The sequence below is a fragment of the Pseudomonas sp. EL_65y_Pfl2_R95 genome (genome assembly GCF_963971045.1).
Lineage (GTDB): Bacteria > Pseudomonadota > Gammaproteobacteria > Pseudomonadales > Pseudomonadaceae > Aquipseudomonas.
Genome location: NZ_CAXAOV010000004.1, coordinates 199,412 through 223,121, shown reverse-complemented (window position 1 = coordinate 223,121; position 23,710 = coordinate 199,412). Strand labels below are relative to the sequence as shown.

Here is a 23,710-nt window from a genome sequence, read left to right as displayed (position 1 = left end):
ACGCTAGACGCGTGGCCGGGAGAGGCTTACACATAGAGCCCATAACGAGTCGGTGCGAGCTTTTTCTAAGGTGCGCCCCGTCAATAACAAGAATGTTGCGGTTGAAATGAGCCTGCTATGAGCATTGTTTACGACGAGCGAGTCGATGGCGTGCTGCCTAAGGTCGATAAGGCGGCGCTCCTAAGTGAGCTGCAAACACGTTTGCCTGATCTCGACGTGCTGCACACTGAAGAAGACCTCAAACCCTACGAGTGCGATGGTTTGTCGATGTATCGCACCACGCCAATGATGGTGGCGTTGCCCGAGCACATTGAACAGGTCGAAACCCTGTTGAAGATTTGCCATCAGCGCCAGGTCGCGGTGGTTGCGCGAGGCGCAGGTACCGGCTTGTCTGGCGGCGCGTTGCCGTTGGAACAAGGCATTTTGCTGGTGATGGCGCGCTTCAACAAAATTCTCGAAATCGATCCAGCAGCGCGCTTCGCCCGCGTCCAGCCGGGTGTGCGTAATCTGGCCATCTCTCAAGCCGCTGCACCTTATGAACTGTATTACGCGCCCGACCCGTCTTCGCAAATTGCCTGCTCGATTGGCGGCAATGTGGCCGAGAATGCCGGTGGCGTGCACTGCCTGAAATATGGCTTAACTGTACACAACCTGCTCAAAGTCGAGATTCTCACCGTCGAAGGTGAGCGCATGACCCTGGGCAGTGATGCGCTGGACTCGCCTGGCTTCGATTTGCTGGCGCTGTTTACCGGTTCCGAAGGCATGCTGGGGATTGTCACCGAAGTCACCGTCAAGCTGCTGCCCAAGCCGCAAGTCGCCAAAGTCTTGCTGGCCAGTTTCGACTCGGTTGAGAAGGCCGGTCGCGCAGTGGGTGACATCATCGCTGCGGGGATTATTCCAGGTGGCCTGGAGATGATGGACAATCTGGCGATCCGCGCAGCAGAAGATTTTATTCATGCCGGTTACCCGGTGGATGCCGAAGCCATTTTGCTCTGCGAACTAGACGGCGTTGAGGCGGATGTTCATGCGGACTGCGACCGGGTCAAACACGTACTTGAGGCTGCCGGTGCGACTGAGGTTCGCCTCGCCCGTGATGAAGCCGAGCGCGTTAGGTTTTGGGCCGGGCGTAAGAATGCATTCCCGGCGGTTGGGCGTATTTCCCCGGATTACTACTGCATGGATGGCACTATTCCGCGTCGCGAATTGCCCGGTGTACTCAAAGGCATTGCCGATTTTTCCGACGAGTATGGTCTGCGCGTCGCCAACGTATTTCATGCCGGTGACGGCAACATGCACCCGCTGATTCTGTTTGATGCCAACCAACCGGGTGAACTTGAGCGCGCCGAAACGCTGGGCGGCAAGATCTTGGAGCTGTGCGTGAAAGTCGGTGGCAGTATCACCGGTGAACACGGCGTCGGCCGCGAGAAAATCAATCAAATGTGCTCACAGTTCAACAGCGATGAATTGACCTTGTTCCATGCCGTGAAAGCGGCGTTTGACCCGAGTGGCTTGCTCAATCCGGGCAAGAACATTCCCACCTTGCACCGCTGCGCCGAGTTTGGCTCCATGCATGTGCATCACGGTCAATTGCCATTTCCTGAACTGGAGCGTTTTTAATGGTTGTGCGCCACGATGCAGACGCCAGCACAGCGCTGCTGGAGCAAGTGAACCAGGCCCTCAACAGCGGCACCAAGCTGCGTATTCAAGGGGCTAACAGCAAAGCATTTCTGGGCTGCAAGGTTGACGGCGAAGTGCTCGATACCCGCGCCCACTGCGGCATTGTCAGCTACGACCCTACTGAGTTGGTGATTACCGCCCGCGCCGGTACGCCATTGATTGATCTGCAGGCGGCGCTCGAAGAGGCCGGTCAAATGCTCACCTGCGAGCCGCCGCACTTTGCCGAGGGGGCCACAGTTGGCGGTATGGTTGCGGCAGGTTTGTCGGGGCCGCGCAGGCCTTGGTCGGGTGCAGTGCGTGATCTGGTGCTGGGCACCCGGGTTATCACCGGGTTCGGCAAGCACCTGCGGTTTGGCGGTGAAGTCATGAAGAATGTTGCTGGTTATGACGTTTCGCGCTTGATGGCCGGCAGCCTCGGCTGTCTCGGCTTGCTGACCGAAGTCTCGCTGAAGGTCCTGCCCAAACCGCGTGAGTGCGTCAGCCTGCGCTTTGAGGTCGATGTCGAGACTGCCTTGAAGAACTTGGCCGAATGGGGCCAGCAGCCGATTCCGATCAGCGCCGCCAGTTATCACGATAACGCCTTGCACCTGCGCCTTGAAGGCGGGGAGGGCTCCGTTGCCTCGGCACGTGAACGCCTGAGTTGTGAACTGCTCGACGCTGATTACTGGCAACAACTCAATGAACATCAGTTGCCGTTTTTTGGCAGCGACAAGCCGCTGTGGCGCATTTCTGTGCCGAACAACACCGGAGTGTTGGCGCTGCAGGGTGAACAACTGATTGATTGGGGCGGCGCGCAGCGCTGGTTGAAGTCAGACAGCGACGCTCAGTCGATTCGCCGGATTGTCGATGAAGTCGGCGGTCATGTGACCTGTTTTACTGCGGGGGCGTGCGAGCAGCCGATGCCGCCGTTAAGTGCACCGCTGGCGCGTTATCACCGTCAGCTTAAGGCCCAGTTGGACCCGCAAGGGATCTTCAACCCCGGCCACATGTACCCCGAGGTTTAAGCCGTGCAGACCAATCTAAGCGAACAAGCCAAGCGTCTGCCCCGTGCTGAAGAAGCTGAAAGCATTTTGCGCTCATGTGTGCATTGCGGGTTTTGCAATGCGACCTGCCCGACCTACCAATTGCTGGGCGATGAGTTGGATGGCCCCCGTGGGCGCATTTACCTGATCAAGCAAGTGCTTGAAGGCAATCAGGTCACGGCGAAAACCCAGCAACACCTGGACCGCTGTTTGACCTGTCGTAACTGCGAGACCACTTGTCCTTCCGGTGTCGACTATCACAACCTGCTGGATATCGGTCGCGCTGTAGTGGATGCAGCGGTGCCGCGCTCAACCGGTGATCGCATGCTGCGCGAAAGCCTGCGCTTGATAACACCACGGCCGAGCCTGTTTAAAGCGTTGACTCAGGTGGGCCAGGTGTTTCGCCCGCTATTGCCGGAAACCCTCAAAAACAAATTGCCCCGTGAAGTGCGTCCAGCCAAGGCTCGACCAGCCGTGAACCATGCCCGCCGGGTATTAATGCTCGAAGGCTGCGTGCAGCCGGGGTTGTCACCGAACACCAATGCGGCAGCGGCACGGGTGATGGATAAGCTGGGCATCAGCGTGACACCTATTCAACAAGCGGGCTGTTGCGGCGCGGTGGACTATCACTTGAACGCCCAGGAAGCCGGTCTCGACCGTGCCCGGCGCAACATTGATGCCTGGTTACCGGCGATAGAGTCTGGCGCCGAGGCAATTGTACAAACCGCTAGCGGCTGCGGCGCTTTCGTTAAAGATTACGGGCATATGCTCAAGCACGATCCGGCGTATGCCGCCAAAGCGCAACGGGTTAGCGCGCTGACCAAAGACTTGGTCGAGGTGCTGCGTGATGAGCCAGTCGAAAACCTGGGTGCCGCTTCAGACACACGCCTGGCCTTTCATTGCCCCTGCACCTTGCAGCATGCGCAGAAGCTCGGCGGCGCCGTTGAGGCCGTGCTGAGCCGCATTGGTTTTAACCTTACCGCTGTGCCTGACAGCCACTTGTGTTGTGGTTCTGCTGGCACCTATTCACTGACGCAACCTCAGCTGTCGAAACAGCTGCGAGACAACAAAATGAATGCCCTCGAGAGCGGTAAACCCGAGGTCATCGTCACCGCCAATATTGGCTGTCAGACCCACTTGGATGGTGCAGGACGCACGCCAGTTAGACACTGGATCGAGCTGGTTGAAGAAGCCCTTAATTAATTAGGACCCCTGTCATGCAAACCAAAGCTATTTTGAGCCAGCAAGAAGTAACCCGGGTTATCGCTGCAGCGCGTAACGAGGCTCAGCAAAACCAGTGGGCGGTGAGCATTGCCGTAGTCGATGACGGCGGTCACCCGCTGGCGCTGGAACGTCTTGATGGCTGCGCACCTATTGGTGCCTACATCGCCACTGAAAAGGCCCGTACTTCGGCCTTGGGGCGACGCGAGTCGAAGGGCTACGAAGACATGGTCAATGGCGGGCGCAACGCATTTCTGTCGGCGCCACTGCTGACCTCATTGGAAGGCGGGGTGCCGCTGGTGGTTGATGGCCAGGTGGTCGGTGCAATTGGTGTCTCGGGGGTCAAAGCCGATCAGGACGCGCAAGTAGCCAAAGCCGGCGTAAAAAGCCTGATTTAAATCGATTTGAGCGCCTGCCCCGAGTGTCGGCCCAGTGACAATTTATGGAGTGATGAACATGACCAACCGCTTGCAAGTAGCCACCAATCTAAAGCGCTTTGTTGATGAAGAAGTGCTGCCGGGCACTGGGCTGGAGTCCGAGGCGTTCTGGGCCGGTTTCGATCAGTTGGTGCACGACCTGGCGCCGCTTAATCGCGAGCTGTTGGCTGAGCGTGACCGGCTGCAGCTTGAGCTGGATGATTGGCATCGTGCTAATCCGGGTCCAGTTACCAATATGCCGGGCTATCGCAAGTATTTAGAGTCGATTGGTTATTTGTTACCGCAACCTGAATCGGTCAGTGTCAGCACCCGCGATGTTGATACTGAGATCAGCAATCAAGCCGGCCCGCAGTTGGTGGTACCGGTGATGAATGCGCGTTACGCATTGAACGCCGCCAACGCGCGTTGGGGTTCGCTCTACGACGCGCTCTACGGTACTGATGCGATCTCCGAGGCTGACGGCGCCACGAAGGGGCCGGGCTATAACCAGGTGCGGGGCGCCAAAGTTATCGCTTTTGCCCGTAATGTGCTGGATCAAGCTGCACCTTTAGCCAACGGCTCCCATGTTAATGCGGTGCGCTACAGCGTGGTCGGGGGCCAGTTGCAGGTCGGCTTGGCGGACGGTTCATCGGTTGGCTTGCAAGCCCCTGAGCAGTTTGTCGGTTTGCAAGGTTCGGCGGCGGCGCCGAGCGCCATCTTGCTGAAGAATCACGGCCTGCACATTGAGATTCAAATTGATCCGAGCAGCGAAATCGGCCGGACTGATGCTGCGGGTGTAAAAGATTTGCTGATCGAGGCGGCCCTGTCGACCATTCTCGATTGCGAAGACTCAGTTGCGGCTGTTGATGCCGACGACAAAGTGGTGATTTATCGCAACTGGCTCGGATTAATGAAAGGTGATCTGACGGAAACGCTGGAGAAGGGCGGTAAGCAGATCGTTCGTCGTCTCAATCCCGATCGTCAGTACCAGACAGGTGCGGGCGATGAGCTGACATTGCATGGTCGCTCACTGATGTTCGTGCGTAACGTCGGCCACTTGATGAGCAATCCGGCGATTCTCGACGGTCATGGCAATGAGATTCCCGAAGGTATTCTCGACGGCGTGATGACCAGCCTGATTGCCTTGCATGATCTGCAGCGCAAGGGTAACTCGCGCACTGGCAGCGTCTACATCGTTAAACCGAAAATGCATGGCCCGGCAGAAGTTGCCTTTGCCGACCAGTTGTTTGGCCGTATCGAAGCCTTGCTGGGCATGGCCAAGAACACCTTGAAAATGGGCATTATGGATGAGGAACGGCGCACCAGCGTTAACCTCAAGGCGTGTATTGCTGCTGCTTCTGGGCGCGTGGCCTTCATCAATACCGGTTTCCTTGATCGCACCGGCGATGAGATGCACACGGCGATGGAAGCCGGGCCTATGTTGCGTAAAGGCGATATGAAATCGACACCATGGATTCAAGCCTACGAGCGTAACAACGTGCTGGTCGGCTTGGCCTGTGGTCTGCGTGGTAAAGCGCAAATCGGCAAGGGCATGTGGGCCATGCCGGATTTGATGGCCGATATGCTGGTGCAGAAAGTCGGTCATCCAAAAGCCGGCGCCAATACTGCGTGGGTGCCTTCGCCAACCGCAGCAGTGCTGCACGCCCTGCATTACCACCAGATTGATGTACAAGCGGTGCAGCGAGAGCTGGAGCTGATTGATCTTAATGCGCAGCGCGACAGCCTGCTTAAAGACTTGCTCAGTGTGCCGGTGGCGGTTGAGCCAAGCTGGAGTGAAAGTGACATCCAGCAAGAATTGGACAATAACTGCCAAGGCATTCTGGGCTACGTTGTACGCTGGGTTGAACAGGGTGTTGGCTGCTCGAAAGTCCCGGATATTCATAACGTGGGCTTGATGGAAGACCGCGCCACCTTGCGTATTTCCAGTCAACACATCGCCAACTGGCTACATCACGGTATTGTCAGTGCGCAACAGGTTGAAGCGAGCTTGCAGCGCATGGCCGCCGTGGTTGATCAACAGAATGCGGGTGACTCGTTGTACCGGCCGATGGCGCCTGATTTTGCCCAGTCGGCCGCGTATTTAGCGGCCAGTGATCTCGTGTTCAAAGGCCGTGAGCAGCCAAGCGGTTACACCGAACCTTTGCTTCATGCATGGCGTCAGCGTTTCAAGCTGAAGCATGCCTGAGCAGCAACTGTAATATCTGGCCCCGACCGCTTTTAGCTGTCGGGGCTTTTGAGCATTGGCGTCGCCTCCGGTTATACGCTGGAGTTGGCGTCAGCTAGTCCTGGGGTAGACCACCCAGGACTGAGTGCGTGGCGCCGGGTAAGACCCGGAAAATATGTGGTTCACAAAAAGAACAAGGAACCAACCAAATGAGTCAAACACTGTTGTCCATATTGGCCTTTGTGCCATTGATACTCGCGGGCGTATTACTGATTGGCTTTCGTTGGCCAGCTAAATACGCAATGCCCGTGGTCTTCATCCTCACCGCAATTATCGGCCTCTCGGCGTGGGATATGTCCATGGTCCGGGTGGTCGCATCAAGCTTGCAGGGGTTGATTCTGACTGCTGCAATTTTGTGGATTATCTTCGGCGCGATTCTGCTGCTGAACACCCTCAAGCATTCGGGTGGTATCAGTGCGATTCGCCGTGGCTTCTCGGGCATTAGCCCGGACCGTCGCGTGCAAGCGCTGATTGTTGCTTGGCTGTTTGGTTGCTTTATTGAAGGCGCTTCGGGCTTTGGTACGCCGGCGGCTGTTGCTGCGCCGTTGTTGGTGGCCTTGGGTTTCCCTGCGCTGGCTGCAGTGGTATTGGGGATGATGGTGCAGTCGACACCGGTATCCTTCGGTGCAGTGGGTACGCCGATGCTGGTGGGGGTTGCGGGCGGTTTGGATAAGGCCGGGCTGAGCGAGCAGTTAATCACCCTGGGCAGCAACTGGGACGTCTTCTTCCAGATGATCGTCTCGCGTGTGGTGATCACCCACGGCCTGATTGGTATTTTCATGCCGCTGATCATGATCTCGATCATGACCCGTTTCTTCGGCAAGAATCAGTCATGGAAAGAAGGTTTGGTGATGGCGCCATTCGCCATTTTCTGTGGGCTGTGCTTTGTCATTCCGTACATGGCGGCTGGCGTGTTCCTCGGTCCAGAGTTCCCATCCATGATCGGCGCAATGGTTGGCTTGGCCATCGTTGTACCGGCGGCAAAAGCCGGTTTCTTGCTGCCTAAAGAGACCTGGGACTTTGCTGAGGCTAAAGACTGGCCAGCAGAGTGGATGGGCAAGTTGGAGATGAAAATCGACGACCTGGCCGGGAAAACCCCGATCTCGGTACCTATGGCTTGGGCGCCTTACTTGTTGCTGGCAGTGTTCCTCGTGGCATCACGGGTGTTCCCGGAGCTTAAAGCCGCCATGCTCTCGTTCAGTTTTGGCTGGAAGGACATTCTGGGTGAAACAGGGGTCTCTGGTACGCTGGAGCCGCTGTACTTACCTGGCGGCATACTGTGCATTGTGGTGTTGGTAACCTTCTTCCTGCATCGCATGCGTTTCAGTGAAATGAAAGCAGCACTGAGTGAGTCGAGCCGCACATTGCTGGGCGCTGGCTTCGTGTTGATCTTCACCATTCCGATGGTGCGTATCCTGATCAACTCAGGAGTGAACGGTTCTGATCTGGTGTCGATGCCTGTGGCGATGGCACAGCTTGTCGCTGACAGTGTGGGCAGTATCTATCCACTGTTTGCGCCTGCTGTCGGTGGCTTGGGTGCATTTATCGCGGGTTCAAATACTGTGTCCAACCTGATGCTGTCGGAATTCCAGTTCAACGCTGCGCATTTGCTTGGGGTGTCTGGAGCGATGATGGTGGCTGCACAGTCGGTGGGTGCGGCGGCCGGTAACATGATTGCGATTCACAACGTGGTGGCGGCCTCTGCCACTGTGGGCTTGTTGGGTCGTGAAGGTATTACATTGCGCAAAACCATGCTGCCAACCCTGTATTACCTCTTGGCAGCCGGTAGCCTGACTATGATTGCGATGTACGGTATCGGCATCAGCGACCCGCTTTTAGCTGCGGGCTGACAGTTACTGCCCGGCTTTTGCCGGGCAAATCCAAACTAAAGTTGGCCGAATCCTTGCGGATAATCATCGGCCAACAGCTTGGCGCACTGACGCATTTACGGTAGTTTGCCCCCGTGAGATTCACCTGAGGTTGATATGAAGAAGTGGCAGTGCGTGGTATGTGGTCTGATTTACGATGAGCGCCTGGGCTGGCCGGATGACGGCATAGAACCGGGAACGCTGTGGCAAGATGTGCCAGAAGATTGGCTGTGCCCGGACTGCGGCGTCGGCAAGATGGATTTCGAGATGATCGAAATCGGTTAATCCACGGCCAAGGCTGGATAACCTGGTTGGTGCTTCACCGACCAGGGATACACCTAAAACGGTGACCCATTCGGTCGCCGTTTTTTATGGCAACAACTGGATGCCACAGGGATTGATTTGGCGCGCCAAGGATAATTGGTTAAGGTCGTTCGGCATTAACCCTGTGCGGCCCTTTCCAGCGTATAGGGCAAGCCGTAGTTTATTGTCTTTTTATTATCAAGCCGCAACCCGCTGTGGTGCGCAGGCATTCACTCAAAGGAACATCGCATGAGCGCACCTGTAGTTATCGTTGGTACTGGTCTGGCGGGTTATAACCTGGCCCGTGAGTTTCGTAAGCTCGACAGCGAAACGGCACTCTTGCTGATCACTACCGATGACGGTCGCTCCTATTCAAAGCCGATGCTCTCAACCGGTTTTGCCAAGAACAAAGATGCCGATGGCTTGAGCATGGCCGAGCCAGGGGCGATGGCCGAGCAGCTTAAGGCGGAGGTGCGCACTCATACCCGTATTACCGGTATTGATGCCGGCCACAAGCAACTGTGGGTGGGTGAAGAAGCCATTCCGTACCGCGACTTGGTTCTGGCGTGCGGCGCGCAGGTCATGCAGGTTCCGGTCGAGGGTGATGCGCAAGGTGCCATCTTCTCGATCAACGATCTTGAGGATTACGCCAAATTCCGCAGCGCCTCGACCAGCAAAAAACGGGTGCTGGTGATGGGCGTCGGCTTGATCGGCTGTGAGTTTGCCAACGACATGACGCTAGGCGGTTATCAGGTCGAGCTGGTCGCACCCTGTGAGCAAGTGATGCCCGCGCTGTTGCATCCTGCTGCCGCTAAAGCGGTGCAAACTGCCCTTGAAGGTCTCGGTGCACGCTTTCACCTTGGTCCGGTACTGGCGAGCCTCAATCACAAGGGAACTGCGCTTGAGGCGCATTTATCCGACGGTACTGTCATTGAGTGTGATTTGGTACTTTCCGCCATCGGCTTGCGTCCGCGTACCGAGCTTGCAGCAGCGGCAGGGTTGCAGATTAATCGCGGGGTCATGGTTGACCGCCAGTTAGCCACCTCCCACGCCAATATCTACGCTTTGGGCGATTGTGCTGAAGTGGACGGCCTGAATCTGCTGTATGTAATGCCCCTTATGACCTGTGCAAGGGCCTTGGCGCAGACGCTGGCAGGTAACCCAACCAGCGTGAGCTACGGCGCCATGCCAGTGACGGTTAAAACCCCGGCATGCCCACTGGTGGTCTCACCGCCACCGCTTGGTCAGCACGGCGAATGGACAGTCGAAGGCAGCGGATCTGACATCAAGGCGCTTTGCCATGACAGCGCTGGTGCACTCTTGGGTTACGCGCTTACAGGTACGGCCGTGCAAGAAAAACTGGCTCTAAATAAGGTGCTTCCAGCCCTGTTGGCGTAAATAGCAGTCGATCTGTCGGTTACGCCACAAAATTGCTCGGTTTAACTGCCGATCAGTACTGGCGCTGCTCTTAAACGCATGCCATTCTCCTTCAGTCTGCCGCAGCGCAGAGCTGTTGCGGCGCCATGGGCGCTGCTCTTGGGGCAGCACGGACACAACAAAAACAAACCGTCAAAGGGGCAACCATGCGTAAACCAGAACTCGCCGCCGCAATTGCGGAAAAAGCTGATCTGAGTAAAGATCAGGCAAATCGTGTACTTAACGCCGTACTGGAAGAAATCACCGGTGCACTGAATCGTAAAGACAGTGTGACCTTGGTCGGCTTTGGTACTTTCATACAGCGCCATCGCGGTGCTCGTACCGGTAAAAACCCACAAACTGGTGAACCCGTAAAAATCAAAGCCAGCAACACAGTAGCGTTCAAACCGGGCAAGTCCCTGAAAGATGCGGTCAACTGAGTTGTAATCGTTTCGCTTTTGCTGATCGATTCTGAAAAGCCCCGTACTGCGGGGCTTTTTGGTTTCTTAGGGGAAAGACCACGTTTAGCGGTTGTCTGGCTAAGAAGAAAACAGCCTTCGGTACGCTGGTTTGATCAATTTTTTCTGCCCTCAGAGCGGTTTTCCTGCCTGCACCATGCACCCGTTCGCACAACGCTTTAGGCGGGATGTAGTCCTTGCGTCAAACCGCTACAATGCGCCGGCCGAATCATTCTAATGTCGAGACTGTGCACATGAAGTTCCGTTTTCTCCTGTGGATGTTGGGCCGCCTGATGGCTAAGGCGAGTCGTGAGAATCCCAAGTTTCAAGAGCAGCTTGTTGATCGCGATATGGTCTTTCAGTTGCATACCCTTGACGGCAAAATTGCTCGTCACTTTATTGTTAAAGACCAGCGCATCAGCAGCAAGCGTGGCCCCGCGGTCGAGCCGGCATTTGCGCTCGGTTTTAAAGATGGCGCCTACGGTTTTGCGACCATGAATGCCAAGAACAAGCAGCTGGCCTTTATGCAGGGTATCCAGAATAAGGATATTCAGATTCAGGGCAATCCAGCCTTGGTTATCTGGTTTCAGGGTCTGACCAAATACTTGGTGCCAAAAAAACCAGGCAGCGCCAAAAAAGCCGCCTGAGTGACACCTGTCAGCGGGCACTGACAACATGCTAGTGTGCGGGCAAACCTGTTTAACTCAACAAGCCACTGCTTGCGCTTTAAACCTATGCCCCGGAAGCTGACCAATGCGTATTTTGCTGACCCTGCTGTGCTTGGCCATAGCTCCTTTGACTCAGGCCGCACCGGCAAAGGTCGAGGACTTCGCTGCCATATTTGAGCTGTCTGGTGTGCGGCTGCTCTGTGATCAAACTTTGCCTTTGATGCAGCGTGGTTTGGATGACACCCAGCGTGCTCAAGTCGACAAGCTGTTTGCGGGTGACCCGCTCTGCGGCGATTTGGCCAAGAAACTCGCGCCCCAGATGGATCAGGTGCAGTTGGAGCAGGCCCGGCAGTTGCTCAGCAGCCCGCTGGCAGAGCGTTTCACGCTGGCCGAACGCGCGGTTGCCAGCGAGGGTGCAGAGCAACTGGGCGATTACCGCAAACAGCTGGCGGAGCGTCCACCAAGAGCCAGCCGGCTGGAGTTGGTGCAGCGCCTTGATAGGGCCGCCCGCACGACACAAATGGCGACCCTGCTGCGCTACGAATCCGGTAAAACCCAAGCCCTTATGGCGCTTAAAGCGCGGGGTGAGAGCTTGGACGAGCAGGGTCTGACTGCCAAGACAATTGAGCATCAGCAAGCGCTGCAGGATTCAAGTCAGAAAGCCGTCGAGAGCTATATGCTGTTTGCCTATCGGCGTATTCCCAGTGACCGGCTCAGCGAATACGCGGCGTTGTACGAGCAGGCGCCAGTCAAGCAACTGCTCGACCTTAGCTTGCAGGCATTGCCGCAATTATTCGCTGAGCGCAGGGCACAGTTGCCCTGAAACGGTGTTTGGCTCGCGAATCTCAGGGCGGACAACGCGCAGCGTGGGCCCCATGGATCAGATAGCGATGGGCTCAAGGGTTGGTTCGTAGGCCAGCCTACGTTGCCATTAATGGTGGCTGAAAAAAAAGCCTCAGCCACCCGAGACCTTGGATCAAGTAGCTTAATGCGTGGGGTGGATCAATGACGCCAGCTCACGCAATGCCACTTCGGCGGCGAGCACTTCACTGACCACTGCCTCAGCTTTCTCACGGTTAATTTGCAGTGAGTCGAGCAGGCTTTGCGGCACATCGGAGCTTGGACCGGAGCCTATTCCTCGGTTGCGCAGCAAGTGGACGGCCAGGTTGACCAACCGTGGGTAAACCGCATTGACATCGTTGTAATCGGGATCGTTCTGAAAGCGCAGGGCATTGGCCAGTTCTTCTGGCATATCCCAGGAGCGCATCAGCCATGCGCCAATCTGATCACTGCTAATGCCCAGCAGGTGATGCTCGATGTAGTTGTGAGTCAGGTGCGGGTTGACCTCAATGTGCCGGCAAATCAACGACAGGTGCGGCGGGAACACATGGGCCAAGACCAGGTAACCGAAGTTATGCAGCAAGCCTGCAAGGTAGGTCAGGCCAGACTCTGGGCGCTCTGCGCGCGGCATGCTCCGCGTCAGACCTTCGATTACCGCTGCGGTATAAATCGCTTGGTGCCAATAGGGGGTTGATTGCTGCGGCTGGTCCTTCGGTGGGCTCAAGGTTTTACCCAAGGCCAGGCCGAGCGCCAGGTTGATCACCAGATCAAAGCCCAGCACGCGGACGATGGCATCCTCAACGGAGCGAATCTTGCCCGGTGCAGCGTAATAAGGGGATGCCGCCCAACTGATAACCTGTGCGGCGAGGGCGGGGTCCGTTTCGACGACACCGGTGATGTCATCGATAGTAGCGTTGGGATCGACGCGCAGTTTGATGATTTTCTGCGCGGACTCAGGCAACGGTGGAATCTCGATAGTTTCCTCGAGACGTTGCTGAATACGCCTTGCCGTAAAGGCTTGTACGGCGTGGGTGATTTCGCGGCGATCATCGTCGGGGCGGTCGAGATTGAGCTTGATGTTTTTCAGCGGCTCACCGAGCAAGGCCGCGCTGGACTTGCTCAACAATAACTGGAGGTCGGCGCTGGGGATTTCTAGCAGCAGGCCGCTTTGCCCTGACTCGATAAACACCGAGGGTGCTTTAAGTAGGCGGTCATCATAAAGGCAGGGCGAATTCAGTAGCGGCGGCAGCGCGGGCAGCTCAGACAGCCCGTGCTTGCTGAGCATGCGTTGCTGGCGCTCTGCTGTGACCGTCACCAGTTTGCGCCCCGTCAGGTCGGCAAGGCGGTTCAGGTCGAGCAGTTGGTCTTGGCTGAACAACACCAGCAGCGGTCCGACGGCATCCTCAAGCATGACCGCCTGAACGCATTGCGCTGCAGGCAAATTGTTGTGTTTACGGCGAACGCTGAATGTCACCCCAAGCTTTTGCAGAAATTGCACGATAACCAAAGGCGGCTGCAGTGAGTTGTCGAGTGCGGTGTTGGCTTCATTCATTAGAAAATCCGACGTTAATGCGCGAGTAAAAACAACAAATTCAGTTCAAAAGCAGTGCTACGCGGGGTTGCTGGAGGCGTCTACGTCCATTGTATCGGGCGTGTTGCAACAAGCTATACCGCTGGTCGTCAAACTTGGCCGTATTGCTGACCATGGCGCAGCCAGCGATGGAGGAGCGGGCTGACGTGATTGGGCCAATCCTGCAGTAATTGCTGGGCGGCGTCTCTGACTGCGGGCAGTAAATCGGCATCTCGCATCAGGTCGGCAACTTTGAACTGCAGCAGGCCGGTCTGGCGAGTGCCGAGCATTTCACCTGGGCCGCGTAATTCCAAGTCTTTTTCGGCGATGATAAAGCCGTCGCTGGTTTCACGCATGATGCCCAAGCGCTGGCGCCCGATCTGCGACAACGGGGGATGGTAAAGCAGTACGCAATGGCTGGCTGCGCTGCCGCGACCGACCCGGCCACGCAGCTGGTGCAGTTGAGCGAGGCCCAAACGCTCGGGGTTTTCGATAATCATCAAGCTCGCGTTAGGCACATCCACACCGACTTCAATTACCGTGGTCGCGACCAGCAACTGCAATTGGCCCTGTTTGAATTTGTCCATCACCGCGGCTTTTTCGGCAGGCTTCATGCGGCCGTGGATCAAGCCAACATGCAGGCCGCCGAGTGCTGCAGTGAGGTCTTCAAAGGTGGTTTCTGCGGCTTGGCAGGTCAGCTCCTCAGATTCCTCGATCAAGGTGCAGACCCAATAGGCCTGACGCCCCTCATTACAGGCTGAGCGGACCCGGTCGACCACTTCGAAACGGCGACTGTCAGCCACCAGCACGGTATTGACCGGCGTTCTGCCCGGCGGCAGCTCATCGAGGATCGAGGTATCGAGGTCAGCGTAGGCGCTCATTGCCAGCGTGCGCGGAATGGGGGTTGCAGTCATGATCAACTGGTGCGGACACAGGCGTCCGCCGACGCCTTTCTGGCGCAGGGCCAAGCGCTGCTGCACGCCAAAGCGGTGTTGTTCATCGATGATCACCAAAGCCAGGCGAGCAAACTTTACCTCTTCTTGAAACAAGGCATGGGTGCCGACCACCATCGGCACGCCACTGGCTATCTTCTCCAGTGCAGCCGCCCGCGTTTTGCCCTTGAGCTTACCGGCCAGCCATGCCACATCAAGCCCCAGCGGTGCGAGCCATTTACTGAAGTTGATAAAGTGCTGCTCGGCGAGAATCTCGGTCGGGGCCATGAGTGCGACTTGGTAGCCCGCCTCTAACGCTTGCAGCGCAGCAAAGGCGGCAACCACGGTTTTACCCGCGCCAACATCGCCCTGAACCAGTCGTAGCATCGGTTCTGGCTGGGCCAGATCATAGGCGATCTCTGCACCTACGCGCCGTTGCGCACCTGTGGGTTGAAAGCCCAGATGATCGAGAAACAGCGCCGGTAGGCGGGTCGCGACTGGCAGTTCGGGGGCATGTTGGGCGCGTAAACTTTCCCGCAGTCGCTGCAGCGACAGTTGATGAGTCAGCAGCTCTTCAAATGCCAGACGGTGTTGCGCCCAGTGTCGGCCTTCAGCAAGCTCTTCAAGGTCGGCATCGGGCGGTGGTCGGTGCAGGTAGCGGATCGCTTGGTCCAGCGGCTGTAGCTGATATTCATCGGCGAGCGCTGCGGGTAACCAGTCAGGTAGGCTGTGCGGGCCAAGTCGGGCAAGGGTTTGCTCACTGAGTTGGCGTAGGCGTTGCTGGGTCAGGCCTTCGGTCGTCGGGTAGATCGGAGTCAGGGTTTGCTCGACAGCAATAGGCTCTGTGCCGGAGGTGGCACGGTATTCCGGGTGGTAGATTTCCAGCCCTGATGAGCCTGGGCGGACTTCGCCGTAGCAGCGCACATGGGTGCCGCGTTTCAGCCCTTCTTTCTGCGCCTGGCTGAAATGGTAAAAGCGCAGGCTCAGGGTGCCGCTGCCGTCTTGTAGGCGCACCAGCAGGCTGCGGCGACGACCCATGACGATATCGGCGCCTGCAACCACGCCTTCAACTACAGCGTCCTGACCCGGCCGCAGGGCACCAATCGGCACGATGCGCGTACGGTCTTGGTAGCGCAGCGGCAGGTGGAACAGCACGTCCTGAAGCGTTTCCAGTCCGACCTTGGCCAGCTTTTCAGCCAGCGCCGCGCCAACGCCTTTCAGCGCGGTGACTGAAACCGTTGCTAACTCCGTCATGCCAATCCTTACTCGTTTGGCGTCTGTGGTTTGACCACCGAGCAAAGGCGAATCGAATCAGCCAGGATCTCAATTGCCTTGGGCCGTGGGAAGCTGGCGCGCCAGGCAATTGCAACGGTTCGAAATGGTGCAGGTGCTGCCAGCGGACGCACTTCAATCACCCCGGGCGCGTAGTGATGACTGTTGACTGCCGAGAGCGGCAAAATCGATACACCAAGGCCGGATGCGACCATGTGCCGGATGGTTTCCAGTGAACTGGACTCAACCGTGGTGTGCTTGGCATTGTTGTCGCCACCCTTGCGCAGCGCCGGGCAGGCTTCTAGCACCTGATCGCGGAAACAATGGCCTTCGCCAAGCAGCAGCAAGCTTTTGTCGTTGAGCAGCTTGCTGTCGATGCTTTTCAGCTCGGTCCATGGGTGTCCGGCCGGCAGCAGGGCATAAAAGGGTTCATCGTAGAGCGGCAAGGTCAGTACATCGGCTTCCTGGAAGGGCAACGCGATAATCACCGCATCCAGTTCCCCGGTGCGCAGTTTGTCGCGCAGCACGTGGGTGAAGTTTTCTTCGATGTACAACGGCATCTGCGGTGCAACGCGGTGCAGTTGCGGGATCAAATGGGGGAACAGGTAGGGGCCGACGGTATAGATCGCGCCGATTTTCAACGGCGCCGCCAACTGGTTTTTACCGGCTTGGGCTAACTCTCGGATGCCTTGCGCTTGCTCAAGCACCTTTTGCGCCTGAGTGACAATGCCTTCGCCAACAGGCGTCAGGCGGACAGCACTTTTACTGCGCTCGAAGATCAGCACACCCAGCTCATCTTCCAGTTTCTTCACTCCAACCGACAGCGTTGGCTGGCTGACATGGCAACGCTCAGCCGCACGGCCGAAATGCTGTTCATGAGCCAGGGTGACGATGTAGCGCAGTTCAGTCAGAGTCATAGTATTTATCCATTAAGTTGCGGCTAAGCATAGCCTTTGCAATGCGTGGAACCAACAGCGCTAAACTGTAAGACGAATAAATAGTGGGGATTATTGTGATGACAGTATCGCAAGTATTGATTGCTGGCTGCGGTGATGTAGGCACGCGCTTGGGTTTGCAGCTGGCCGCCGAGGGTTGGACCGTCTACGGCCTGCGCCGTTCGGTGCAGCGGTTGCCGGCACCTATCATTCCGGTTGCAGGTGATTTAAGTGGTGCCCAATGCCCCGCTGACTGGCCTGCAGGGTCGCTGGATTATCTGGTATACAGCGCTGCGGCCACTGTGCACGATGAAGCCGGTTATCGCACTGCCTATATTGATGGTTTGCGCCATGTCCTTGCCTGGTTGGCTAAACATGGGCAAACCCCGAAACGCCTGATCTTTGTTTCGAGCAGTGGGGTGTACGGCCAGCAAGACGGTGGATGGGTTGATGAAACCTCAGCTACCGAGGCCACGGGCTTCTCCGGCAAGGTCATGCGTGAGGCCGAGCAACTGGCATTGGATTCTGGTATTGCCGCGACGGTGCTGCGCCTGACCGGAATCTACGGCCCCGGGCGCGAGTGGCTGCTCAATCAGGTACGCCAAGGCTATCGCGTGGCCAGCGAGCCTCCGCTCTATGGCAATCGTATTCATGTTGATGATGCTGCCGGACTGCTGGCGTTTCTGCTGCAAGCGGATGCAAGCGGTGTGGCCCTGGACGATTGTTATATCGGTGTGGATGATGCGCCTGCACCCTTGCACGAAGTGGTGATCTGGTTGCGTGAGCAGTTAGGAGTTAGCCATTGGGCTGAAGAATCGACAGTGCGCCGAGCGGGGAGTAAGCGCTGCAGTAATGCTCGGGCCAAGGCACTGGGCTGGACACCAAAATACGCCAGTTATCAACAAGGCTACGGGGCGATTTTGCAGGGTTTGGATCAGGAAAAATAAGCGGGGTTAAGCGCAGTCGACACTTATGGCCAGCCGAGTCGCTGGCCATAAGCCGTTTGGACTTATTCGATAACCAGAATGGCGTCCATTTCTACTTGTGCGCCTTTTGGCAGAGCAGCAACACCAATCGCTGCACGAGCCGGGTAAGGCTGTTGGAAATAACGGCCCATTACTTCGTTAACGGTGGCGAAGTGCGACAGGTCGGTGAGGAAGATATTGAGTTTGACGATATCTTTGAAGGTGCCGCCAGCTGCTTCAGCAACAGATTTCAGATTCTCGAATACCTGAACGGTTTGCGCTTCGAAACCCTCAACCAGCTCCATGGTGTTCGGATCAAGTGGAATCTGACCAGACATATACACAGTGTTGCCAGCTTTGATCGCCTGAGAGTAGGTGCCGATGGCTGCGGGTGCTTTGTCGCTGGTGATTACGCTTTTGCTCATGGAATGCTCCTTGGTTAATGGAAAACAGACGAGCGCCTGTTTTAGGCAATAGGTGAGCGGCGCTTAGGCCTTGACGCGGGTGATGCGCATGACGCCTTTGAGTGCGCGCAGCTTCTTGATCACGCGGGCCAGGTGCACACGGTCATGTACGCTGACCACAAGCTGCACCACGCTAATACGTCCGTCGCGCTCATCCATGCTGATCTTCTCGATGTTACCGTCAGCGCCGTTAACACTGCTCGCCAGCAAGGCAATCAAGCCGCGCTGATGTTCAAGCTCAACGCGCAATTCAACATTGAATTCGCCGGTGACATCTTTCGCCCACGACAACTGAATACATTTTTCCGGGTTGTTGCGCACATCGCCGATATTGCGGCAGGTTTCGAGGTGCACAACCATGCCTTTTCCGGCCGAGAGGTGACCGACGATTGGATCGCCTGGAATCGGTGTGCAGCACTTGGCGTAGCTCAGCACCAAGCCTTCGGTGCCGCGAATTGCCAGCGGACTTTCGGTGTTTGGCAGCTCCTCGCCTTCGGAGGCAAGTAAGCGGCGTGCGACCACGTAGGCCATGCGGTTGCCCAGGCCGATGTCTTCGAGCAGGTCCTCGATGACGTCCAGCTTGTATTCTGCGAGGGCATGCTGAATGCGCTCTGCGGGTATTTTCTCGAGGTTGTATTCAAAGCTGGCGAGGACTTTATTGAGCAGTCGCTCACCAAGGCTGATCGATTCGGAGCGGCGCTGCTGTTTAAGCGCATGGCGGATATGGGTGCGGGCTTTACCCGTGACCACAAAATTAAGCCATGCCGGGTTCGGGCGTGCGCCCGGGGCGCTGACAATTTCCACCGTGGAGCCACTTTCAAGCGCCTGAGACAAGGGCGCGAGGCGACGATTAATACGACAGGCAATACAGGTATTGCCGACGTCGGTGTGCACCGCGTAGGCGAAGTCGACGGCGGTGGAGCCTTTTGGCAGCTCCATGATGCGACCTTTCGGGGTAAAGACGTAAACCTCGTCCGGGAACAGGTCGATCTTTACACTCTCGATAAACTCCAGCGAGTTGCCCGCTCTTTGCTGCATCTCCAACACGCCTTTGACCCATTGGCGAGCACGCGCATGGGTGCCCTTAGGCTGTTCGTCGTCGTTGGATTTGTACAGCCAATGGGCCGCGATACCGTTGTTGGCCATCTCTTCCATTTCGCGGGTGCGAATCTGGATTTCGATGGGCACGCCGTGCATGCCGAACAAGGTGGTGTGCAGTGACTGGTAGCCGTTGGCTTTGGGAATCGCGATGTAATCTTTGAAGCGACCGGGCAGCGGCTTATACAAGTTATGCACAGCGCCAAGTACGCGGTAGCAGGTGTCGACCTTATCGACCACGATGCGGAACGCGTAGACGTCCATGATCTCGTTGAAGGCCCGGCGTTTGCCGCGCATCTTCTGATAAATGCCGTACAGGTGCTTCTCGCGGCCAAGTACGCCGCCTTCGAGGCCTTCGCGCTCAAGGCAGTGGACCAGCGATTCTTCGATCTTGTTAACGATCTCTTTGCGGTTGCCGCGCGCGCGTCGGACCGAGGCGCGAATCAGCTCGGAGCGCATCGGGTGCATGGCTTTAAAGCCAAGATCCTCGAACTCTACGCGCATGCTGTGCATGCCGAGACGGTTAGCAATAGGGGCGTAAATTTCCAGGGTTTCTTTGGCAATGCGTCGGCGTTTTTCGCCGGACAGCACCTCAAGCGTGCGCATGTTGTGCAGGCGATCGGCAAGCTTGACCAGGATCACGCGAATATCGCGGGCCATGGCCATGGCCATTTTCTGGAAGTTTTCGGCTTGTGCTTCGGCCTTGGTTTCGAAGTTCATCTGGGTCAATTTGCTGACCCCGTCGACCAATTCCGCCACGGACTCGCCAAACTGCGCTTGCAGGGCTTCCTTGGCGATACCAGTGTCTTCGATTACGTCATGCAGCATCGCGGCCATCAAGCTTTGATGGTCCATGTGCATTTCAGCAAGGATGCAGGCGACTGCCAGCGGGTGCGTGACGTAGGCCTCGCCGCTGCGGCGGCGTTGGCCGTCGTGGGCTTGTTCAGCGTAGTAATAGGCTCGGCGGACCAAGTTGACCTGGTCGGGACCGAGATAGGTCGAAAGTCGTTCGGCGAGGGCGTCTAGGCTCGGCATGAGATTTTCTCCTGCTGAGCGTTGTGACCCTGCGCCTTGCGACGTCGACCCGGCATAGGCTTACTGAGACTCGTTAGCCTCGTCATCGAAGGCGGCAAACAGCGGCTCTTCTTCGACGATCTCGTCTTGGGCAATAACGTCGTAATCAACCAGGCCAGCAGCGATTTCACGCAGCGCAACCACGGTTGGCTTGTCGTTTTCCCAAGCCAGTTTTGGCTCTTTGCCGCCAGTGGCGAGTTGACGCGAGCGCTTGGTGGCCAGCATGACCAGCTCAAAGCGGTTATCAACGTTGTCCAGGCAATCTTCAACGGTAACGCGGGCCATGGTGTTCCTCGTAACAAATGCAATTAAAGCTGGGCCCGAAAATGGGCAAGCGGACTCGATAGTCTAAAAAATCACCAGCATTAAGGGAAGCTTTAGTTTTGCTTGAGCGCCGTACGGCTCAGGCCAGCAGTTCGCTGAGCAAGCCGGCATGGCGCTGCTGTTGCGAGTTTTGCTGGAGCTGATTGGCGCGGAAAATCGCTTTCAGGTCGCTCAGTGCGTGGGCAAAGTCGTCGTTGATGATCAAAAAGTCATATTCAACATAGTGGCTCATTTCACTGACCGCTTCGCGCATGCGCTGTTCAATGATCTCGCCACTGTCTTGTCCGCGATTGGTCAGGCGATGACGCAAGGCTTCTTGAGTCGGTGGCAGAATGAAGATTGAACGCGATTCCGGCATCAGCTTGCGCACTTGTTGCGCGCCTTGCCAGTCGATCTCAAGAATCAGGTCGTAACCTTCAGCCAGGGTTTTCTCAACCCAGGTCTGTGAGGTGCCATAGAGATTGCCAAACACTTCGGCGTGCTCAAGGAACTCAGCTTTGTCTAGCATGCCGTGGAACTGCTCGCGATCGACGAAGTGGTAATTCTCGCCGTGGATTTCGCCTGGGCGCATGGCGCGGGTGGTGTGCGAAACCGAGACGCGAATCATCGCCTCGCTGTCGATCAACGCCTTGACCAAGCTGGTCTTGCCGGCGCCGGAGGGTGCGGAAATGATGTAAAGGGTGCCGGTGGTAAGGCTCATGATTGCATCCTAAAAAAGCGGTTTTTCAAGCGTAGCAGCGTCTTGCGACACATTGTAAGGCGGTTGCTCGGCCAAGCGCTGCTTTCCGCTTGGCCTCATGCAACAAAGGTCGGTGTAGCGGGCTTACTCGATATTCTGTACTTGCTCACGCATCTGTTCGATCAACACCTTGAGATTGACCGCCGCCTGCGTGCTGCGTGCATCGAAGGCTTTGGAGCCTAGGGTATTGGCTTCGCGATTAAGCTCTTGCATCAAAAAATCGAGGCGGCGGCCCGCAGCGCCTGGGGTTTTCAGTACGCGGCGCACTTCAATAACGTGGGTAGTGAGCCGGTCGAGTTCTTCGGCCACATCGCTCTTTTGCGCAAGCAGGACCATTTCCTGCTCCAGGCGCTGGGGGTCCAGTTCGACTTGCATGTCTTTGCAGCGATCAAGGATTTTCTGCCGCTGGGTGCTGAGCATCAGCGGTACCAATTCGCGCATGGATGAGACTTCGCTGCTAATACCGTCGAGGCGATCAGTCAGTAGCTTGGCCAATTCTTCGCCTTCGCGGGCGCGGCCCTGTTTGAGCTCATCAAGCGCCTGCTTGAAGCTCGTCAGTGCCGCTTTGTTGAGTGCCTGTGGGTCTGCTGAGTCGGCAACCAACACCCCCGGCCAGCCCAATACTTCAAGCGGGTTGAGAGGGGCGGGCTGTTTGATCAGGCCGGCAACGGTTTCGGCAGCGGCAATCAATTGTGCGGCGCGTTCTTGATCCAGTTGCAGGGGTTTGCCGGTGCTTTCTTCGGTGAAGCGCAATGTGCACTCCAGCTTGCCGCGTGAAAGGCCCTGGCGCAATGCATCGCGCACGGCGCCTTCAAGGTCGCGAAAGGCTTCTGGGAGCCGCAGGTGAGGCTCGAGGTAGCGATGGTTGACCGAGCGCAGCTCCCAGCTCAAGGTTCCGTGGGCCGTCACCTGTTCGGTGCGGGCGAAGGCAGTCATGCTGTGGATCATGCGCGGGCCTCAAGCATAAATAGGCTGGAAAGACCGAGATTGTAGCGCAGTGCGTCGATCCGACCCAATTGGTCATGTCGTCGTAGCGCATGGCGTCTTATAATGAGGGACAGTTTTCAATTCAGAGCAGGAATTCCTTGATGAAACGTCCTAGTGGCCGCGCCGCTGATCAACTCCGTCCAGTCCGTATCACCCGTAACTACACCAAGCATGCCGAGGGTTCTGTGCTGGTTGAGTTTGGTGATACCAAAGTGATTTGTACGGTCAGCGTCGAGTCCGGCGTACCGCGCTTCCTCAAAGGTCAGGGCCAGGGTTGGTTGACGGCCGAGTACGGCATGCTGCCGCGCGCTACCGGCGACCGTAACCAGCGTGAGGCCAGCCGTGGCAAGCAAGGCGGCCGTACTCTTGAGATTCAGCGTCTGATTGGCCGTTCATTGCGTGCGGCGCTGGATATGTCGAAGCTGGGCGAGTTCACTCTGTATGTCGATTGCGACGTAATTCAGGCCGATGGCGGTACCCGCACGGCCTCTATTACCGGTTCGATGGTTGCCTTGATTGATGCCCTTAAGATGATCAAGAAACGTGGCGGCCTTAAAAATGGCGATCCACTCAAGCAGATGATTGCTGCAGTGTCGGTGGGCATGTATCAGGGTGAGCCAGTACTCGACCTCGATTATCCTGAAGATTCGGCTGCAGAGACTGATCTGAACGTGGTGATGACCAGCGCCGGCGGCTTTATCGAAGTGCAGGGCACCGCTGAAGGCGCACCCTTTCAGCCGCAAGAACTTAACGCCATGCTGGAACTGGCGCAAAAGGGCATGAACGAGTTGTTTGCCATCCAGCAAGCGGCATTGGCTGACTAATTTCACCGCGGAGGCAATGATGGAAGAGCAAGCACCTGTACCGACGCCAAGCCAGGACGCACGACAGTGGGCTATGTTTTGTCACTTCGCTGCCTTTCTGGGTTTCGTTTTCCCGTTCGGCAATCTGATTGGGCCGTTGGTGGTCTGGCAGATCAAGAAGGACCTCGATCCTTTTGTTGATGAACAGGGCAAGGAAGCGCTGAATTTTCAGATCAGCATCAGCATCGCGTTTATGATCAGCATGCTGTTGATGCTGGTAGTGATTGGCTTTGTCTTGACCACACTGGTGGCAATCGTTGGCGTAGTGCTGGCGATCATCGCAGGGATCAAGGCTAATGAAGGTCAGTCATACCGCTACCCATTCTGCTGGCGCATCATCAAATAGGCGCCAG

22 protein-coding genes are annotated in these 23,710 nt (G+C 56.9%); 14 read left to right on the top strand and 8 right to left on the bottom strand.

Going from position 1 to position 23,710, the window contains the following annotated elements; translation table 11 throughout:
- Positions 1-117: 117 nt before the first annotated feature.
- The 11 genes from glcD (at position 118) to AACY09_RS14440 (ending at position 12,117) form a co-directional block, all read left to right on the top strand.
- Positions 118-1,617, top strand: coding sequence for a glycolate oxidase subunit GlcD (gene glcD, locus AACY09_RS14490; RefSeq protein WP_339489005.1), 1,500 nt, complete (start codon positions 118-120; stop codon positions 1,615-1,617).
- Positions 1,617-2,681: a glycolate oxidase subunit GlcE gene (gene glcE / locus AACY09_RS14485; protein WP_339489004.1), complete on the top strand. Its 1,065-nt coding sequence runs from the start codon at positions 1,617-1,619 to the stop codon at positions 2,679-2,681. The genes glcD and glcE overlap by 1 nt, the downstream gene beginning before the upstream one ends.
- Positions 2,682-2,684: 3 nt before the next feature.
- Positions 2,685-3,902 (top strand): glycolate oxidase subunit GlcF, encoded by a 1,218-nt coding sequence (glcF, locus tag AACY09_RS14480; RefSeq protein ID WP_339489002.1) that lies wholly within the window; start codon positions 2,685-2,687, stop codon positions 3,900-3,902.
- A 14-nt stretch (positions 3,903-3,916) separates the two neighbouring features.
- Positions 3,917-4,318, top strand: coding sequence for a heme-binding protein (locus AACY09_RS14475; RefSeq protein WP_339489001.1), 402 nt, complete (start codon positions 3,917-3,919; stop codon positions 4,316-4,318).
- Between the two features lie 58 nt (positions 4,319-4,376).
- Positions 4,377-6,542, top strand: a complete 2,166-nt coding sequence (locus AACY09_RS14470; protein ID WP_339489000.1) for a malate synthase G — start codon at positions 4,377-4,379, stop codon at positions 6,540-6,542.
- A gap of 188 nt (positions 6,543-6,730) precedes the next feature.
- Positions 6,731-8,431: an L-lactate permease gene (locus AACY09_RS14465; protein ID WP_339488999.1), complete on the top strand. Its 1,701-nt coding sequence runs from the start codon at positions 6,731-6,733 to the stop codon at positions 8,429-8,431.
- Positions 8,432-8,566: 135 nt separating this feature from the next.
- Entirely contained in the window at positions 8,567-8,734 is a 168-nt protein-coding gene (locus AACY09_RS14460; RefSeq protein WP_339488998.1) for a rubredoxin, read from the top strand.
- Between the two features lie 267 nt (positions 8,735-9,001).
- Entirely contained in the window at positions 9,002-10,150 is a 1,149-nt protein-coding gene (locus tag AACY09_RS14455; RefSeq protein ID WP_339488996.1) for an NAD(P)/FAD-dependent oxidoreductase, read from the top strand.
- 185 nt (positions 10,151-10,335) lie between these two features.
- Entirely contained in the window at positions 10,336-10,608 is a 273-nt protein-coding gene (locus AACY09_RS14450; protein ID WP_010487690.1) for an HU family DNA-binding protein, read from the top strand.
- 272 nt (positions 10,609-10,880) lie between these two features.
- Positions 10,881-11,273: a helicase gene (locus tag AACY09_RS14445; protein WP_339488995.1), complete on the top strand. Its 393-nt coding sequence runs from the start codon at positions 10,881-10,883 to the stop codon at positions 11,271-11,273.
- A 106-nt stretch (positions 11,274-11,379) separates the two neighbouring features.
- Positions 11,380-12,117, top strand: a complete 738-nt coding sequence (locus tag AACY09_RS14440) for a hypothetical protein (RefSeq protein ID WP_339488994.1) — start codon at positions 11,380-11,382, stop codon at positions 12,115-12,117.
- 162 nt (positions 12,118-12,279) lie between these two features.
- Here the strand turns inward: AACY09_RS14440 and AACY09_RS14435 are convergent, their stop codons facing one another.
- From AACY09_RS14435 to AACY09_RS14425, 3 genes are all read right to left on the bottom strand, one after another.
- Positions 12,280-13,686 carry an aminoacyl-tRNA deacylase and HDOD domain-containing protein gene (locus AACY09_RS14435; RefSeq protein WP_339488992.1) on the bottom strand — a complete coding sequence of 469 codons (1,407 nt, stop codon included), beginning with the start codon at positions 13,684-13,686 and terminating at the stop codon, positions 12,280-12,282.
- A 128-nt stretch (positions 13,687-13,814) separates the two neighbouring features.
- Positions 13,815-15,890 (bottom strand): ATP-dependent DNA helicase RecG, encoded by a 2,076-nt coding sequence (gene recG / locus AACY09_RS14430; RefSeq protein WP_339488990.1) that lies wholly within the window; start codon positions 15,888-15,890, stop codon positions 13,815-13,817.
- Between the two features lie 8 nt (positions 15,891-15,898).
- Complete coding sequence (locus AACY09_RS14425; RefSeq protein WP_339488989.1) at positions 15,899-16,825, bottom strand: hydrogen peroxide-inducible genes activator; 927 nt, start codon at positions 16,823-16,825, stop codon at positions 15,899-15,901.
- A gap of 98 nt (positions 16,826-16,923) precedes the next feature.
- Between AACY09_RS14425 and AACY09_RS14420 the strand changes: the two genes are divergently transcribed.
- A complete protein-coding gene (locus tag AACY09_RS14420; protein ID WP_339488987.1) occupies positions 16,924-17,790 on the top strand; it encodes an SDR family oxidoreductase in 867 nt (288 codons plus the stop codon).
- A gap of 62 nt (positions 17,791-17,852) precedes the next feature.
- Here the strand turns inward: AACY09_RS14420 and AACY09_RS14415 are convergent, their stop codons facing one another.
- From AACY09_RS14415 to AACY09_RS14395, 5 genes are all read right to left on the bottom strand, one after another.
- The gene (locus AACY09_RS14415; RefSeq protein WP_339488986.1) at positions 17,853-18,233 is read right to left on the bottom strand and encodes a RidA family protein; all 381 of its coding nucleotides are present in this window, start codon (positions 18,231-18,233) and stop codon (positions 17,853-17,855) included.
- Between the two features lie 63 nt (positions 18,234-18,296).
- The gene (gene spoT, locus AACY09_RS14410) at positions 18,297-20,405 is read right to left on the bottom strand and encodes a bifunctional GTP diphosphokinase/guanosine-3',5'-bis pyrophosphate 3'-pyrophosphohydrolase (RefSeq protein WP_339488985.1); all 2,109 of its coding nucleotides are present in this window, start codon (positions 20,403-20,405) and stop codon (positions 18,297-18,299) included.
- A gap of 60 nt (positions 20,406-20,465) precedes the next feature.
- Complete coding sequence (gene rpoZ, locus AACY09_RS14405) at positions 20,466-20,729, bottom strand: DNA-directed RNA polymerase subunit omega (RefSeq protein ID WP_339488984.1); 264 nt, start codon at positions 20,727-20,729, stop codon at positions 20,466-20,468.
- A gap of 118 nt (positions 20,730-20,847) precedes the next feature.
- Entirely contained in the window at positions 20,848-21,468 is a 621-nt protein-coding gene (gene gmk / locus AACY09_RS14400) for a guanylate kinase (protein ID WP_339488983.1), read from the bottom strand.
- Between the two features lie 123 nt (positions 21,469-21,591).
- Entirely contained in the window at positions 21,592-22,455 is an 864-nt protein-coding gene (locus tag AACY09_RS14395; RefSeq protein ID WP_339488982.1) for a YicC/YloC family endoribonuclease, read from the bottom strand.
- Between the two features lie 140 nt (positions 22,456-22,595).
- On the opposite strand from AACY09_RS14395, the gene rph reads away from it, so the two are divergent.
- Positions 22,596-23,318, top strand: coding sequence for a ribonuclease PH (gene rph, locus AACY09_RS14390; RefSeq protein WP_339488980.1), 723 nt, complete (start codon positions 22,596-22,598; stop codon positions 23,316-23,318).
- A gap of 19 nt (positions 23,319-23,337) precedes the next feature.
- The gene (locus AACY09_RS14385) at positions 23,338-23,703 is read left to right on the top strand and encodes a DUF4870 domain-containing protein (protein ID WP_445323852.1); all 366 of its coding nucleotides are present in this window, start codon (positions 23,338-23,340) and stop codon (positions 23,701-23,703) included.
- Positions 23,704-23,710 lie beyond the last annotated feature (7 nt).

Bases quoted from the DNA above. Each gene is read 5' to 3' on its own strand.
- spoT (WP_339488985.1), bottom strand. From the start codon at position 20,405: ATGCCGAGCCTAGACGCCCTCGCCGAACGACTTTCGACCTATCTCGGT.
- glcD (WP_339489005.1), top strand. From the start codon at position 118: ATGAGCATTGTTTACGACGAGCGAGTCGATGGCGTGCTGCCTAAGGTC.
- recG (WP_339488990.1), bottom strand. From the start codon at position 15,890: ATGACGGAGTTAGCAACGGTTTCAGTCACCGCGCTGAAAGGCGTTGGC.
- AACY09_RS14385 (WP_445323852.1), top strand. From the start codon at position 23,338: ATGGAAGAGCAAGCACCTGTACCGACGCCAAGCCAGGACGCACGACAG.
- rpoZ (WP_339488984.1), bottom strand. From the start codon at position 20,729: ATGGCCCGCGTTACCGTTGAAGATTGCCTGGACAACGTTGATAACCGC.
- gmk (WP_339488983.1), bottom strand. From the start codon at position 21,468: ATGAGCCTTACCACCGGCACCCTTTACATCATTTCCGCACCCTCCGGC.
- AACY09_RS14460 (WP_339488998.1), top strand. From the start codon at position 8,567: ATGAAGAAGTGGCAGTGCGTGGTATGTGGTCTGATTTACGATGAGCGC.
- AACY09_RS14475 (WP_339489001.1), top strand. From the start codon at position 3,917: ATGCAAACCAAAGCTATTTTGAGCCAGCAAGAAGTAACCCGGGTTATC.
- AACY09_RS14435 (WP_339488992.1), bottom strand. From the start codon at position 13,686: ATGAATGAAGCCAACACCGCACTCGACAACTCACTGCAGCCGCCTTTG.
- rph (WP_339488980.1), top strand. From the start codon at position 22,596: ATGAAACGTCCTAGTGGCCGCGCCGCTGATCAACTCCGTCCAGTCCGT.
- AACY09_RS14420 (WP_339488987.1), top strand. From the start codon at position 16,924: ATGACAGTATCGCAAGTATTGATTGCTGGCTGCGGTGATGTAGGCACG.
- AACY09_RS14395 (WP_339488982.1), bottom strand. From the start codon at position 22,455: ATGATCCACAGCATGACTGCCTTCGCCCGCACCGAACAGGTGACGGCC.
- glcE (WP_339489004.1), top strand. From the start codon at position 1,617: ATGGTTGTGCGCCACGATGCAGACGCCAGCACAGCGCTGCTGGAGCAA.
- AACY09_RS14425 (WP_339488989.1), bottom strand. From the start codon at position 16,825: ATGACTCTGACTGAACTGCGCTACATCGTCACCCTGGCTCATGAACAG.
- AACY09_RS14445 (WP_339488995.1), top strand. From the start codon at position 10,881: ATGAAGTTCCGTTTTCTCCTGTGGATGTTGGGCCGCCTGATGGCTAAG.
- AACY09_RS14465 (WP_339488999.1), top strand. From the start codon at position 6,731: ATGAGTCAAACACTGTTGTCCATATTGGCCTTTGTGCCATTGATACTC.
- AACY09_RS14450 (WP_010487690.1), top strand. From the start codon at position 10,336: ATGCGTAAACCAGAACTCGCCGCCGCAATTGCGGAAAAAGCTGATCTG.
- AACY09_RS14440 (WP_339488994.1), top strand. From the start codon at position 11,380: ATGCGTATTTTGCTGACCCTGCTGTGCTTGGCCATAGCTCCTTTGACT.
- AACY09_RS14415 (WP_339488986.1), bottom strand. From the start codon at position 18,233: ATGAGCAAAAGCGTAATCACCAGCGACAAAGCACCCGCAGCCATCGGC.
- AACY09_RS14470 (WP_339489000.1), top strand. From the start codon at position 4,377: ATGACCAACCGCTTGCAAGTAGCCACCAATCTAAAGCGCTTTGTTGAT.
- AACY09_RS14455 (WP_339488996.1), top strand. From the start codon at position 9,002: ATGAGCGCACCTGTAGTTATCGTTGGTACTGGTCTGGCGGGTTATAAC.